The following is a 13859-nucleotide window of genomic DNA, read 5'->3' as shown; positions in this document are numbered from 1 at the left end:
ACATGAGCTGGTTCGATCGTCCCGCCAGCGACACGCAGATCACGCACCGGTCGCGGCTCTGGCTCTACGGGCTCGGCGTGCTGGTGCTGGCCTTCCTCGCCCTGCCGACGCTGATCGTGATCCCGATGTCGTTCTCGCAGTCGCAGTACCTGGAGTTTCCGCCGCGGCAATGGTCGTTGCGCTGGTACGAGGCCTTCTTCTCCTCGCCGAGCTGGATGGCGGCCACCGCGACCTCGCTCAAGGCCGGCATCTGCACGGCGCTCGTGGCGACTCCGGTCGGCACGCTCGCGGCCTATGGGCTGCATGTCTCGCGGCTGCGCTTCGGCGGGGTCGTGATCCTGGCGCTGCTGACGCCGACGATCGTTCCGGTCATCCTCGTCGGCATCGCGCTGTTCTATGCCTTCGTGCAGCTCAAGATGGTCAATTCCTTCCTCGGCATCGTGCTCGCGCATACGATGCTCGCCGTGCCGATCGTGATGATGATCGTCGGCTCGGCCCTGAAGAGTTTTGATCTCGACCAGGAGCGCGTCGCCCGCAGCCTGGGCGCGACCCGGGCGCAGGCCTTCCTCCAGGTGACGATGCCCCAGATCGGCTTCGCCATCGTCACCTCGGCTTTGCTCTCCTTCCTGACCTCCTTCGACGAGGTCGTGGTCTCGCTCTTCGTCTCCGGCGGCGACAACTCGACGCTGACGCGCGCGATGTTCATGGCGCTGCGCGACCAGATCGACCCGACCATCGCGGCGATCTCGACGATCATGATCGTGATCACCTCGCTGCTGCTCGCCGCCTCGCAACTGCTGGGCAAGGCAGAGAAATAAGGGCAATGGAGCCAGTCCCTTGTCCGTAGACTTGGCGAGGCCGTGACAAGCTGAACGGTGCGCCCTATTCATGACAGCCTGAGCTTGCGGCCGAGCAAAGCAGCGCAAAAGGCTGCCGGCCATGATCGGGGTGGGGCATGGGTGACGCACCGGATTGGGTGAAGGGCGGCGTCCTGCGCCGCGGCCTTGCCTTCCTGATCGATCTTGTCGTCGTGATGATTGTCACCCAGTCACTCGCGACCATCCTGTTTCCGCTCTCGAATGGGGCGCTGATCGACGGTTCCAGCTTCGTGACGGATTGCCGGCCGGCCCAAAGCCGCCCCGCGACGATCGAGATTCCGGCCGGCTTCCGGCCGACCGCGGAAAGCATCTGCACGAAATCGCTGATGGGGCAGCCGACCGCCCGGTTCTACACGCTGTCGCGGCAGGAGACAGGGTCAAGCGTCACGACCTCGCTCAGCTATGCGCTGAACGCGCAAGACCAGATGACGCTGGCCTTCGACCTTTCGGTCCTGCAATGGCCGCTGCTGGCGCTGATGCGGTGGCTGCTGGAGATCAGGGGCGTGCCGAGCCTCGGGCGCCATCTGTTGTCGCTGCGCGTCGTGCCGCGCTGGAACGAGCCGGTCGCAGCCGATATCCGCGCCGCGCTCGCCCGGCGCTACCTGCTGTTCGCGCTGCCCTGCGTGGCGTCGCTGGGAATGGCGGTCCTGCTGTTCGCGGCTGTTCGCTTAGGTGTACCGCTTCCGAACGATCTGGCGTCCATCCTGAGCTTCCTCGGCAATCTGCCGATCGCCATGGCGGTGATCGCCGCCTTGAGTGCGATCGCGCGAGGGCGCGATGCCTTCTACGACGAGGCTGCGGGAACCACCGTGCTCCGTCTCGTGAACGGGGTCAGGGAGGTCGCGCCTGAGCAGCAGCCTGGTGCAGAACCTGGAATTCCCGGCGACGCTTCGGGGAAAGCCTCTCCGTCCGCGGGCCTCCGGTCCCTCCCTTGGGCGACGCTCGCGCTGGCGGCTCTCCTCATCCTCGTTTTCATCGCCGAACTGGCCGAAACCTATATCCGGTCGCAGAGCTTTGGCGTCACTGGTGTGACCATCGTGCTGTTCGGCGGCGTCGCCAGCGAACTCGTGCTCCAGGCCGGGCAATGGTACCGGCTCGTCCTCGCCATGTTCCTCCACTGGAGCGTGGCGCATCTGATCGGCAATGTCGTCATCCTCGCGATCGCCGGCTGGTTCCTCCAGCCGGTCCTCGGGATGGGCTGGCTTCTCGCCATCTTCCTGCTCGGCGGGCTTGCGGGGTCTCTCGGTTCGATCCTGGTGAACCCGGCAACCCTGCTCGGTGCAGGGGCTTCCGGCGCCATCATGGCCGTGATCGCCGCGGGCCTCTTGGTGAGCTTCCGGCTTGCCGACGATGCCCGCCGTCTCTGGTTGCAGGCATTCTGCGTCGCGATCCTGCTCGCAACCTTCGTCGCTGGCGGCAGACTCGCCACTGGACAACTCGACCATGCCAGCCATGGCAGCGGGGCGCTCACCGGGGCCGTGCTCGGCGCCCTGATCCTGCTGTCCTGGGATGCCGGGACGAGGCGCCCGCGCTGGGCGCGCCCCGCGCTTGCAGCCGCACTCGGCCTCGCAGCCCTGACCTTCCTCTCGATCCCGCGCGCGGGCTTTGGGGACGTAGCTCTGGCCCGGTTGACGATTCCACCGGAGCAACTGCCGAAGACCGACGCCGAATGGCTCGCACGCTCCGCCGAGCTCGTCCGCCAGTATCCGCGCGATCCGCGCAGCCATCTCGCCCATGCCGTCGCGGCCGGCAACGACAAGCTCGCGCGTGAGAAGGCCTTGACACTTGTCAGCAGGGCCCAGGCCGCCCTGTCCCCCGGCGATCTCCCGATCATCGAGCAGAATGCCTTTGCTGTTGCGGGCGACGCGCGGCGAAAGGCGCAGGACTGGGAAAACGCGCGCGACCTCTTCACCCGCGCGATCGCCACCAAGGCTCCGCCCAAGCCCGAGATCTATGGCTGGCGCGCGCAGGCCGAGCGCGCGCTTGGCTTGCTCGATGCCGCGCTCGCGGATGCAGAAGTCCGGGTTCGCCTGCAACCGTCCAGCGCCGACGCGCTCGTCAGCATGGCCGGCATTCTCGATGCCATGGGCCGACAGCGCGACGCGATCACCAGGCTCGATCAGGCGCTCGCGCTGGAGCCGGATAATGTCAACGCGCTACGCCTGCGCGGCTGGCTTGCCTTCTTCGACGGCCGGCCCGACGAAGCGATTCAGGGCCTGGAACGGGCCCTGACGCTACGGCCGGATGACGCCTATGCCGCCCTATGGCTGCACATCGTCTCCGCGCGTTCGGGGCGAGGGGGCCGGCTCGCCTCCGCCGCAAGGGACGTCGACATGGCGGTTTGGCCGGCGCCCGTGATCCAGTTCTATCGCGGCGAGATCGATCGCAACGCCTTCCGCGCGGCGACCCAAAGCCGTGACCCGATCAAGCATGGCGAACAGACCTGCGAGGCGAATTTCTATCTTGGCGAATGGTACCTTCTGGAGAATGCCAGGGCCGAGGCCGACCCGTTCATGTTCTACGCGGCGACGAATTGCCCGAAGACCTTCGTGGAATGGGCGGCCGCGCGGACCGAGCGACGCCTGATCGAGCAATGAGGGGCGCGGGCCAACCATTCGTCGCGACGCCACCTTCGGCGGTTCAGGAGCAACGGCTGCGAACCGCTTAGACGGTCGAACGCCCCGATCGCGTCAGACCGAAACCCACTTCTCATCGAAACTCTCTGCGCGCCCTTCATCCCTGAGCTTGAGCAAATGCGCCGTCACATTGCGCTCGGCGGCGCGCCGCAGCCACGGATCGGTCTGCGAATAGAGCAGATCGACGAGATCCCAGGTTCCCAGCGGCCCGGCCTTCAGCGCATCGGCAATGGCGTTCTCGCGCCTGAGGCGAAATGCGAGCAATTCGCCGACATAGGGCTGCGGATTTGGCAGCGGCGGCCCATGCCCGGGCAGATACAGGCTGTCGTCTCGCGCCAGCATCAGCCGCAGGCTACGGACGTAATCGGCCATGTCACCGCCCGGCGGTGCGACGATGCTGCTCGACCAGGACATGACGTGGTCGGCGCTGAACAGGATGCCGTCCCGGAAGGCAAAGCAGAGATGGTCGGAGGCATGTCCCGGCGTATGGATCGCGGTCATCCCCAATGCGGTGTCGCCGTCCTTCAGCAGGATGTCCGGGATAAAGGCGTCATCGGCACTGAGATGGTAGGCGTATGTCCTGGCGCCGGTGCGCGCCTTCAGGCCGGCGGTCGCGCCGAGATGGTCGGAATGGGTGTGGCTCAGCACGATCGCCGAGACCGCGCCGCCCGTCGCGCGCATGATGTCGTCGAGATGCCCGGCATCGTCGGGGCCGGGATCGAGAACCACGAACCCGTCGCCATCCTCGATCAGATAGGTATTGGTGCCACGATAGGTCATCAGGCTTGGATTATTGGCGACGATACGGGAGATGCCGGGGACAACCTCCATCGGCCGGCCACGCGGCGGCTCCGGTTCAGTCAGAAAGGCCAATATCGTATCCTTCGCTGGGAGGCTGTTCGCAGTACCCGCCCCGAAATTCGAGCGACCACCTCGCGCAGACAGAGCCTGCCGACGCAGACTGAGCCCCGTCCTGCTTGCTTTTATGCGATGTCGAAGGCAGGTGAAATTGCGCGCAAGGCATGGCGGGGATCTACTTCCCGGCGATCGGGGCATGATCTGGCCGGTTGAGCGCGACGTCCGGATCGGCGCCAGCCACCACGGCAACCGGCGCCCGATCGGATCACCGGCTCACGCCCCATCGCAGTCAAATGAGCGCTCTACGCATTCTGCAGCATCGTCTCGGTGTGGAGCGCGCATTTCCAGGCCCGTCCATCCCTGACCCAGGTCGAGCTGTCCGCGCATTTCATGTCCATGGGCTTGCCCTTCATCTCGCCCTTCTGGTGCACCTTGTAGGCGATGACGGCGACTTCGTCGGACGGCATGATCACGTCGACATCGCTGAGCTTGAAGCTTCGCAGCGTCCACTGGCCCTCTTCCGTCAAGGATTCATACCGGTCCGGGTCGATCTTCATCGCCCCCATCGGGCCGGTGAGCAGACATTCCTCAGCGATCATCGATTTCGCGAGCTTCGCATCCTTGTCGACCATCGACTGCCAGAAGCGCGTCTCGAGATCGATGATCTGTTGCTTGTTTCCGGACATGGCTGTTCTCCTTTGCCGAAGAACGAGCATCAGTGGAGCAGGTTCCCGGGGAAGGGGGCTGCGATGTCCGCGGCCCGCCGGATTCTTCGTCTATCGCCCCGGCGTCGTATACGGCCCCGGAATCGCCCGACCGGTCCCGACATCGCCACGCGCCGTATCGGCGAGCAGGGTCGCGGCGTCCCTGAAAGCCTTCAGTGCCGTATGGATCGCCGAGTTGAGCGGCACCGTCGCTTGATACTGCCCAATTTCGCGCTGGGCGCTCTCCACCAGCGCGAGCAACTTCTCCGCGTCATAGGGCGAGAAATGCCTTTGCGTGCGCGTCACCATCATCCAATCCTCTTCCACGGCGCCCGACCGCGCACAAAGCCTTTCGAGACCAGCCGCTCGGCGTCAGTAGCCAGGACTGCGAGATCGTGCAGCAACATGCGGATCGCCTCGCGCGCGTCGCCCTTGGCCTCGCACAGCACCGCGTCGATCTCCCGATCGGTGATGACCGTGATGGCCGGCTGATCGTCTGGCATATCTCGCTCTCGCAACAAGAACAAAATAGGAACATTCTGAGATTGGGGAGTCAAGCTGCTCGGGCCCTTGCCCACGGCTAAAGCATCGCCCGAAAAATGGATCGCGGTCTTCAGGACAGCCGATACGAGATACGGTCCGATGAACTCACGCCCAGCGCGAGCGCGCCGGCGCGCGCGGCCCATCCTGCTCGTCGGAAGGGGCGAGCGTCAGATCCAGAACAGGCCCCAGTTCCGGCATGACGGAGGGACAGCGCGACGAGCACGAGGTCGCACAGATCGAGTGCCGCATCCCTTCGACGCATCCGCGCCTGCCGGCTCGATCAGGGCGGTTCCCGGGAGATTTCAGCGCTTCCGTGCCACCAGGAACGGCCGGGCATCCCGGCCGCGCGAGGCGTGGTGTTCGCGTTCGATGATCTCGAAGCCCGCTGCCGCAATCTCGCGCTCAAGCTCTTCCGTGCTGAGAAAGCTGACATAGGGCGCCTTGCCGACGCGCTGCATCAGCGGCACGGCGAGACGCAGGAAGAGGTTCATCTCGGCGAGGCATGGCGTCTTGGAGATGAAGATCCCGCCGGGCTTCAGCAGCCGATGGATGCTCGCCAAGGCGGCCTCCCGCGCCGCGATCAGGTGCAGGACATTGAACCCGAGAACGACGTCGAATGTTCCGTCAGGGCAGGGCATCTCGGCCGGTGTCGCGACTTTGAACGCGACATGGCTGCAGCCCGCGGCCTCGGCCTTGCCCCTCGCGATCGCAATCATCTCGCCCGAGATATCGGTCGCCACGATGCGCTGGACAAAGGGCGCGAGCCTGAGCGCCGTGGTGCCGGTGCCGCAGCCGAATTCGAAGACCGCATCGCCATCCTTGAGATGGTGCCGCGTGCGCTCCAGCGTGCGCTCATAGCCCGCCATGTCCGCGATCGGACCCGCGGCGTATTTCCGCGCGGACCGGTCCCAAAAACGCGCATCATTCACGATCTGTGCCATGGCAGCCTCCCCTGGTCGCGCTTTAGCACAGGCGCGGGCATTGAACATTGCCGCGGGGCGGCGGGGCGGCGCAGGCGAGGGGGCTTACGATCGAGGCTTTGCCGCGACGTCACTCCTGGCAATGCAGGCCCCACAGACGCGACCAGGCGCAGGGGAAGAACGGCCCTGCCGCGGTTCCAGGGGCGCCATGGTTTAGAGATAGTCTAAATAAATCAAAGACTAAGCCGCTTGCAGCCTGGGCTGCTCCGTGGAAGAAGCACTGGCGCTGGCTGTCCGATGCGCCGGGGTGAGAGATCAATGACGGAAGACCCGTTCCACGAAGCGACGCTGGTCGCGCGCCGCTATCTGACGCCTGGCATGATCAGGCTGACCTTTTCGGGCGAGGGCCTGAAGCGCTTTCGCTCGACCGGGATCCCGGATGAATATATCCGGCTGTTCTTCCCCGATCCCGCGACTGGCGAACTCACCCTGCCGACGATCGATGCCGAGGGGCGCTGGGCCTTCCCGGAGGAACGGCAGCGCGTCCGCTATTCCACCTATACGGTCCGGCGCTTCGATTTGGCTCGCTGCGAACTCGATGTCGACCTCGTGGTGCATGATGGCGGCCAGGCCAGCGACTGGGCGCGCGATGCGGAACTCGGCGAGCGGATCGTGATCAACAATCCGCGCGGGCTCTATGCCCGGCCCGACGAGCTGGAGCGGCAGATCCTGATCGCGGACGCCACCGGCCTGCCGGCGGTCGCACGGATCCTCGAACAGACGCCAAGCCAAGTCTCCAGCCGGGTCTTCCTCGAGATGGCGGATGAAACCCATCAGCAGCCCCTGCCTGACCATCCCCGGGCAAGCACGACCTGGTTCCATCTCGCTCATGGGGACACCGACGGCAGCCGCCTGGTCGACCTGCTGCCCCTTGAGCAGATCGATGACGGAAAGACCTATCTCTGGGCCGCGGCCGAGAAGTCCGTCGTCAGGACGCTGCGCGCCCAGTCCGAGGAGCTGAAGCAATCAGGCGCTGAGCGCCAGAAGATCGTGGCCTATTGGGCGCGCTAAAGCATCGGCCCGAAAAGTGGATTGCGGTTTTCGGGGCAAGGCCGATGCAAACACAAAGGCTTAGATCATCGAACAGGATACGATTTCCCGGTCCGATGATCTAAGCAGCCGCAGTGAAGTATCGCGACGCCATTCTCTGAACCATGGCTCTACAGGATGTCCGGCTTCACGGCAGCGGGCTTGGCGCCGACGGGAACTCGCTGTTCCAGAATGAGTTGCTCCCTCAGCAAGAGGAGGCAGCATCATGAGGCCCATGGAACCGATCGCAAACGGCCGGGAACTCGCGCTCAGGATGGCTGACCAGTACCCTCATCAGGACTGGGTCGCCATGCTCGCTGAAGGGGCGGGCAAGAGCCGCGAATTCGTCGAATGGCAGCTTCAGGAAGACACCCAGCCATCGCCCGAAATTATCTCGGTCGCGGCAGAAATGCTCGCGCCGACCGAGCTGGATGACGGCGAGCCGGAAGGCGGCCAATTGCTGACGGAGGACGATCTGCCGTTCTCGGGTCTTCCCGGAAACCTGGGGAAGCTGCGCCAGGAATAAGGGAGCCCGCTCTCACTGGCGAGCGGGCTGGTACCGAGCGGTTGGACCTCGTTCTCTTGGATCATCTCCCTGACGAGGGCGTTCGTTCCAAGCTGGCCCGCGTCGCCCCTGAGGGCAGTGAGGTGCGGAGACGGTGCCTCTCCCATTCGGTGGAGGCGCAGCGCAACCGTGCAACACGGCATTGGCCTCTTTCTGACCTTGCGAGCTGGCCCTCGAGGCAAACGGCTACAGTACCGTTTCCGACCTCAAGAAGGACGAGAACGGTGTCTGGAAGGGCACGGCGGCGCATAGCGGCCAGCAGGTCAATGTCAGCGTCGATGATTGCGGCAACATCACGCGCAACTGAGGACATCGCAGATGACCCAGATGATCACCCGTTCGTACGATACCTTTGATCAGGCTGAATCCGTCGTCCGTGAATTGAAGGAGGCCGGCGTCGAGGATGCGGATATCAGCGTCATCGGCTGCCGCAATGACGTCGATCGCGATGGCGAAAGCCACGCCGGAGAGGGCGCCGGAGTCGGGGGCCTGATCGGCGGAGCCGCCGGATTGCTGGCGGGCCTCGGCTGGATTGCAATTCCCGGGATCGGGCCGGTCGTCGCAACTGGCTGGCTTGCATCGACCGCGGCGGGGGCCGCAACGGGCGCCGTAGCCGGCGGCCTCGTCGGCGCCCTGACGCGTTCTGGGGTGGATGAGAAAGATGCCCACTGCTATGCCGAGACAGTCCGGCGAGGCGGCAGTGTCGTGTCGGTCAGGGTCGCCGAGGAACACGCCTCGACCGTGGAGGCGATCATGGACGGTGCGACGCCGATCGATATGGTCGATCGGAGAACCGCCTATGAGCGCGAAGGCTGGACGCAGTTCGATCCGGAAGCCCCGCCTTTCGTAAGGCCGTCGATGTAACCAACGCCAAGCCTCGGCCAGAAAAGTGGATTGCGGCTTTCGGAAAAGCCGATGCAAACACCGAAGGCCAGATGATCGGACCGGGTACCGGCCCGATCATCGATCTCGGTGAAATCACTGCCGTGCATATCCAGGACAGTCGCTCTCAGCGTCGATGTCGGATCCGCTACGCCGATGGACCCCATATTTGCCGCCAGCCTCGCTTTGAGCAGCCGTTGGCTCGTCCCGGCTTCCCCGCGGAGGATCAGCCAATGCCTGAGAGCGGTTTCAAGCAGGATCTGGACGGGCAGATTTCGATCGCCCGACGGACTATCGCAGAGCTGATGGAGCGCGCCACCGCGACCACCGGATCCGGGGCCGAGGAAGCCATCGCGAACAGGATCAACGAGCAACAGGACCGGCTCGACAAACTTCTGAAGCAGCGCGAGGCCATGGATAGCGACCGGGTTCTGCACCCGCAGCCCAGCCGCCGGCAGGATGACTGATCGCCGTCCGGCCTCGCCGCGGAACCGCCTTGCCATGGCGGACAAGGAGCCTGCCTGTGGCCTTGAGGTTGGCGCCTTCAGGATCACTGAACCTGGTGATGTTTCGCGTGCACAGCGGCAGCCTTGACGAGCGCGACCTCAAGAGCGGCCAAAACCTCGGGCCCAATGAGAAGTTCGAGGGCGGCCTCGGAATCCGTTTCCAGGAAAATCACCGCGCCCTCGTTCGCGTCTGCAGTGATGATCATCTGCTTCAGCTTCGCCACCGTGAGCGTTTCCTTGGTGTCCATTCCCCGATGCCCTCCCTGTTGTTTCCCGTTAATTCCTTGCGTCTAAAGATGCTGGCGAACCGGCTTGTTCCCGGCGGCAGGACTTACCGGCGGCAGGACTTCCCAGCGGCAGGACCTGGACAGAAAACCTGAAAAGGATTGTCGGGTTCCGTGATCATACGTTCAGCCGTTGAACACTTCGGGATCGCATGAAGCCTTCGCGCGACACCGTCAGCGGGTAAGGGCATCATCGAACCTCGTTAGGTTGCCGCAATCGGCTTCATCGGCCATTCCGGCCAATACATGTCCCGCGCGTCACATCCGGCCTCGCTGGAGACATGGGCGAGATACAGCTGGCGAGCCCGCGTCGTGTCCGCGAGGCAAAGCTGCTCAAGCCAGGCAAAATAGCCTTCTATGTTCAGTCGTACGATCTGCGCCGAAGAGCCGGTCTCCAATAGACGAATTGCATGCGCTGCGGCCTGAGTGCGCCAATCATTATAATCCGGTGGAAGATGATCGCCGCCTTTCATCTGGCGAAGACGGGTGTAATCTTCCTGCTCATACCATGGTAGAAACACTACACTGCTTAAGGTCGGCATGCCGGCAGCCCCCGTCTCCATCGGCGAGACGATATGTTCCCGGTGACAGGGCGGCCTTAACGAATGTTAATTTTCGGGCATGGCGCGGATCTGCGCGTTCTGCGGCGCGACGGATGAACGGCGAAATGCCAATCCAGCCAGCCGGCTGCATCGCTCGTGTGCCAATGGCGGCTTCGCCGTCGAGATGGACTGCATCGCCGCTGTGTGACGCGAATAGCTCGAACCGGGGAGAGGCCGATGTTTTCTGTGATCTTCGAAGTGCGTCCGGCGCCGGAACACTGGGATGCCTATCTCGGCGTGGCCAGGTCGCTGCGGCCCGAACTGGAGGCGGTGGACGGGTTCGTCGACAATATCCGCTACCGCAGCATGACGCGGGCGGGCTGGCTTCTCTCGCTCTCCAGCTGGCGTGACGAGAAGGCGGTGGTCCGCTGGCGCACGACGATGCGCCACCACATCGCGCAGGAAAAGGGCCGGTCCGAGATCTTCCTCGACTATCACCTGCGCGTCGGGGAGGTCACGCGGGACACGCAGATCCCCGCAGGCCACAGGCTCCAGCAGCAGCGCCTGGACGAGACCGAAGCAGGCGAGGGGACGACCGTCACGCTGGTGACGGGTTCCGGGCCGGAGAATGTCGGCGAGGAGGCAGGTGCGGCCGCGTGCGCGGCGTCTCTCGGCCTGCTCCCGCAAGCCGACGGCCTGCTGTCATGGGACGTGTTCGACGCGGTGCTGACGCCCGGCAACCTGATCCTGCTGATGTCCTGGCGAGACGAGACCGCAGCGAAGGGCTTTGAGGACGAGGCGTCGCTCGCGGGACAAAGGCTTCGCCATGTGCGCGTCATACGCGACTACGGCATGTTCGACCGGCGCGAGGCTCCGCAATATTACCTCGACGTCCCCTCTCGGCGGAGTGCCGGATAAGACGCCACGCTGACGTCCGGCACTGGAAGCCTCACGGGCGCGGCAGGCGGCTTGGTGACGACAGGCACCAGCTTCATCGCTTGCGAACCAGGCATCAGCGGCACCGTCAGGCCCGCCTCCCGCCATCTTCTGGCGGAGAGTGACGAAGGGCCGCGCTGGGCAAGGAACGGACGCTCTCTCATTGCGTTCCTTCATGAACTCCCGCGAACGCGGTGTGAGCATGACCCGTTATTTCTTCGACAGCACGGACGGCGACGTCGTCGAAATCGACGAGGAAGGACTCGAACGTCCCGACGACCGAGCGGCGCGGCGATCGGCCTTGGACGCTCTGCCCGATATGGCGCGCGCAGCAATGCCGGACGGGGACCACCGATTGTTCAGTGTCTGCGTCCGCGGGGAAGATGGTGGCGTCGTGTAGCGGGCGAGCATGCGATTGTCCGGTGAATGGGCAAAACCTCGACCACAAAGGAGGCGGACATGACGACCGGAAAACAAGACAAGCCGACGGGGCAGCCTGGACGGACAAGCGATAGCCGCCCGCGGCCGGGATCGGGCATGCCGACAGACGAACGGGCAAAGCCGGCCGGCGACGGCGCGAATGCCACGTCTGCAAGGGGCGACCCGAAGCCCTCCAGCTCGCCAAGCGCGCTCGACCCCGGGCGTCCGGTGAAGAAGAATTGACCTGACGAGACGTTCCTCAGGGTCGGCACTGGCCGGTTGGATTGCAGGACTGTCACCTGGCTCTGCTACGCTTCTCACGCAACTCGACCCAAACCGGGGCGTGGTCGCTCGCCTTGTCCCAACCGCGCACGTCACGGTCTACGCCTGCGGCCCTCAGCCGCCCCGCAAGCTCTGGGCTCAGAAGCATATGGTCGATGCGAAGACCGGCATTTCGACCCCATGCATTCCTGAAATAATCCCAGAACGTGTAGATCGGCTGGTCCGGATGCATCTTGCGCACGGCGTCCGTCCACCCCTGGCCGACGAGCGCATGGAAGTCGCTGCGGATTTCGGGCCGGAACAGGGCGTCATCCAGCCAGCGCTCCGGCTTGTAGACATCCAGCTCAGTCGGGATCACGTTGAAGTCGCCGATCAGCGCGACCGGGACCTCGTGGGCCAGGAGGGTGTCGGCATGCGCGAGCAACCGTTCCAACCACCTCAGTTTGTAGTCGAATTTCGGGCCCGGGGCCGGATTGCCGTTGGGCACGTACAGACACCCGATCAATATGCCGCTTACGGCCGCTTCGATATACCGGCTCTGCGTGTTGGCCTCGTCGCCGGGCAGGTGGCGGCGTGTTTCAATCGGTTCTGCACCCCGCGCCAGAATCGCGACCCCGTTCCAGCTCTTCTGCCCCAGCCAGATGGCACCGTAGCCGGCATCACGGATGGCACCTGCCGGAAACGTTCCCTGCGATGTCTTGAGCTCCTGAAGGCAGACGATATCGGGCTCGGCTTCTGCGAGCCAACGCAGCAGGACGGATAACCGGCCATTGATCCCGTTCACATTGAAGGTCGCGATTTTCACCGGAATGACCGCATCAGCCGCTGGTCAGCATGGAATTGGGCGCGGCATGGAATTGGGCGAGGCATGGAATTGGACAAGGGATGTGCGGCACGGCTGCGCGCTCAGCCGGAGGCCATTCGGCCGGGATGGCCGCTCGGATGGACGGGGCCTTGCAGGTCGGAGGCCCGATCGCACCAGGCCTCGACGACATCGACAGTTCCGGCAGATCATCGCGGGCGACGGTTCGCCTAAAGCATCGGCCCGAAAAGTGGATTGCGGTTTTCGGGGCAAAGCCGATGCAAACACAAAAAGGTTAGATCATCGGGCCGGATACGTTATCCGGTCCGATGATCTAAGACCCCATCAGCCGCTTTGCCTGCTTCACCGCCTCCATGCATTCGGCCTCGCGACCAGCACGATCCAGGCCCTTGGCCCGATCGAGCGCAGCAGACGCTTCAGCCTTGTTCGTCGTGCCAGGCGGGCGAGCGCCCTTTGCCTGCTCGGCGGCGGTGGATTGGCCCTGGGTCTGGCGGCGGACGTCCTCTGGCGACGCCGCCTTGCCCTGAGCTTCGCGGGCCATGATTTCGGCTGGCGGGTGCTGGGCGGGCCCGGCACCAGGCTGGGCTGTGCCCGCCCCGCCCGAGGTTGGGCCGGCCCCCGCATCCGTGGCAGCCAATGTCTTCGTCAGGGTTTCGACCTCCCCGGCGCAGGGACCGGCGATTGCTGTGCTGGCCTGAAAAGCGGAGACGATACAGGCGATAGCGAGATAGCGTGTGGAATCCATGATCGTTGCTCCCGTTGCTCAAGGCACGGACGACCGCGATCGGGAAACGCCGGGGCGATTTCGAATGTTCCACGAGCCGACCTGTATCGGCCGGCGGCGCCCCAGTCACAGGCGCAGGTTGCGAGGTCTTGATCGCTTGCGGGTCGGCGGGGAGATGGTTTTCCCCCTCGTTGGCGGGCTTCCGGCTCCCCCCGGAGAGCTCGTCCCGGTGAAGGGTGAGGATGTCGCAGCCGCGGCCTCAGTTTT

The 13859-nt window shown here is 64.6% G+C and carries 17 protein-coding genes; 8 read left to right on the top strand and 9 right to left on the bottom strand.

Annotated elements, in window-relative coordinates:
* Positions 1–2 precede the first annotated feature (2 nt).
* Both FG93_RS26040 and FG93_RS26035 read left to right on the top strand, forming a co-directional pair.
* Entirely contained in the window at positions 3–818 is an 816-nt protein-coding gene (locus FG93_RS26040) for an ABC transporter permease (protein WP_043240443.1), read from the top strand.
* Between the two features lie 137 nt (positions 819–955).
* A complete protein-coding gene (locus FG93_RS26035; protein WP_043240441.1) occupies positions 956–3475 on the top strand; it encodes a rhomboid family intramembrane serine protease in 2520 nt (839 codons plus the stop codon).
* Positions 3476–3568: 93 nt separating this feature from the next.
* On the opposite strand, the gene FG93_RS26030 is transcribed toward FG93_RS26035, so the two are convergent.
* The 5 genes from FG93_RS26030 to FG93_RS26010 all read right to left on the bottom strand — a co-directional run bounded on the left by FG93_RS26030 (position 3569) and on the right by FG93_RS26010 (position 6560).
* Complete coding sequence (locus FG93_RS26030; RefSeq protein ID WP_043240438.1) at positions 3569–4387, bottom strand: MBL fold metallo-hydrolase; 819 nt, start codon at positions 4385–4387, stop codon at positions 3569–3571.
* A gap of 287 nt (positions 4388–4674) precedes the next feature.
* On the bottom strand, positions 4675–5058 hold the full coding sequence (locus tag FG93_RS26025) for a nuclear transport factor 2 family protein (RefSeq protein WP_052514217.1): 384 nt from the start codon (positions 5056–5058) through the stop codon (positions 4675–4677).
* 90 nt (positions 5059–5148) lie between these two features.
* Positions 5149–5388: a hypothetical protein gene (locus tag FG93_RS26020; protein WP_043240433.1), complete on the bottom strand. Its 240-nt coding sequence runs from the start codon at positions 5386–5388 to the stop codon at positions 5149–5151.
* Positions 5385–5762 carry a hypothetical protein gene (locus FG93_RS26015; RefSeq protein ID WP_043240430.1) on the bottom strand — a complete coding sequence of 126 codons (378 nt, stop codon included), beginning with the start codon at positions 5760–5762 and terminating at the stop codon, positions 5385–5387. The genes FG93_RS26020 and FG93_RS26015 overlap by 4 nt, the downstream gene beginning before the upstream one ends.
* Before the next feature lie 159 nt (positions 5763–5921).
* Positions 5922–6560, bottom strand: coding sequence for a class I SAM-dependent methyltransferase (locus FG93_RS26010; protein ID WP_043240427.1), 639 nt, complete (start codon positions 6558–6560; stop codon positions 5922–5924).
* A gap of 297 nt (positions 6561–6857) precedes the next feature.
* On the opposite strand from FG93_RS26010, the gene FG93_RS26005 reads away from it, so the two are divergent.
* The 4 genes from FG93_RS26005 (at position 6858) to FG93_RS25990 (ending at position 9542) form a co-directional block, all read left to right on the top strand.
* Positions 6858–7610, top strand: coding sequence for a siderophore-interacting protein (locus FG93_RS26005; protein WP_052514216.1), 753 nt, complete (start codon positions 6858–6860; stop codon positions 7608–7610).
* 253 nt (positions 7611–7863) lie between these two features.
* Positions 7864–8154 carry a hypothetical protein gene (locus FG93_RS26000; protein ID WP_043240424.1) on the top strand — a complete coding sequence of 97 codons (291 nt, stop codon included), beginning with the start codon at positions 7864–7866 and terminating at the stop codon, positions 8152–8154.
* 357 nt (positions 8155–8511) lie between these two features.
* A complete protein-coding gene (locus tag FG93_RS25995; protein ID WP_043240421.1) occupies positions 8512–9057 on the top strand; it encodes a hypothetical protein in 546 nt (181 codons plus the stop codon).
* Positions 9058–9128: 71 nt separating this feature from the next.
* Positions 9129–9542, top strand: a complete 414-nt coding sequence (locus FG93_RS25990; protein WP_043240419.1) for a hypothetical protein — start codon at positions 9129–9131, stop codon at positions 9540–9542.
* A gap of 83 nt (positions 9543–9625) precedes the next feature.
* Here the strand turns inward: FG93_RS25990 and FG93_RS25985 are convergent, their stop codons facing one another.
* Both FG93_RS25985 and FG93_RS25980 read right to left on the bottom strand, forming a co-directional pair.
* Complete coding sequence (locus FG93_RS25985) at positions 9626–9829, bottom strand: hypothetical protein (RefSeq protein ID WP_043240416.1); 204 nt, start codon at positions 9827–9829, stop codon at positions 9626–9628.
* A gap of 239 nt (positions 9830–10068) precedes the next feature.
* Positions 10069–10407: a hypothetical protein gene (locus tag FG93_RS25980; RefSeq protein WP_152579635.1), complete on the bottom strand. Its 339-nt coding sequence runs from the start codon at positions 10405–10407 to the stop codon at positions 10069–10071.
* Between the two features lie 237 nt (positions 10408–10644).
* Between FG93_RS25980 and FG93_RS25975 the strand changes: the two genes are divergently transcribed.
* Both FG93_RS25975 and FG93_RS25970 read left to right on the top strand, forming a co-directional pair.
* On the top strand, positions 10645–11325 hold the full coding sequence (locus tag FG93_RS25975; protein ID WP_043240411.1) for an antibiotic biosynthesis monooxygenase: 681 nt from the start codon (positions 10645–10647) through the stop codon (positions 11323–11325).
* A gap of 220 nt (positions 11326–11545) precedes the next feature.
* Positions 11546–11743, top strand: a complete 198-nt coding sequence (locus FG93_RS25970; RefSeq protein ID WP_043240629.1) for a hypothetical protein — start codon at positions 11546–11548, stop codon at positions 11741–11743.
* 315 nt (positions 11744–12058) lie between these two features.
* Here FG93_RS25970 and xth read toward each other — a convergent pair whose 3' ends face one another.
* Positions 12059–12850: an exodeoxyribonuclease III gene (xth, locus tag FG93_RS25965; RefSeq protein WP_043240408.1), complete on the bottom strand. Its 792-nt coding sequence runs from the start codon at positions 12848–12850 to the stop codon at positions 12059–12061.
* Between the two features lie 331 nt (positions 12851–13181).
* On the bottom strand, positions 13182–13613 hold the full coding sequence (locus tag FG93_RS25960; protein WP_052514215.1) for a hypothetical protein: 432 nt from the start codon (positions 13611–13613) through the stop codon (positions 13182–13184).
* Positions 13614–13859: the final 246 nt, after the last annotated feature.

Source organism: Allobosea sp. LC85 (assembly GCF_000735605.1).
GTDB lineage: Bacteria > Pseudomonadota > Alphaproteobacteria > Rhizobiales > Beijerinckiaceae > Allobosea.
The sequence above is the reverse complement of the archived record's forward strand: the minus strand, read 5'-3'. Positions and strand labels throughout refer to the sequence as shown.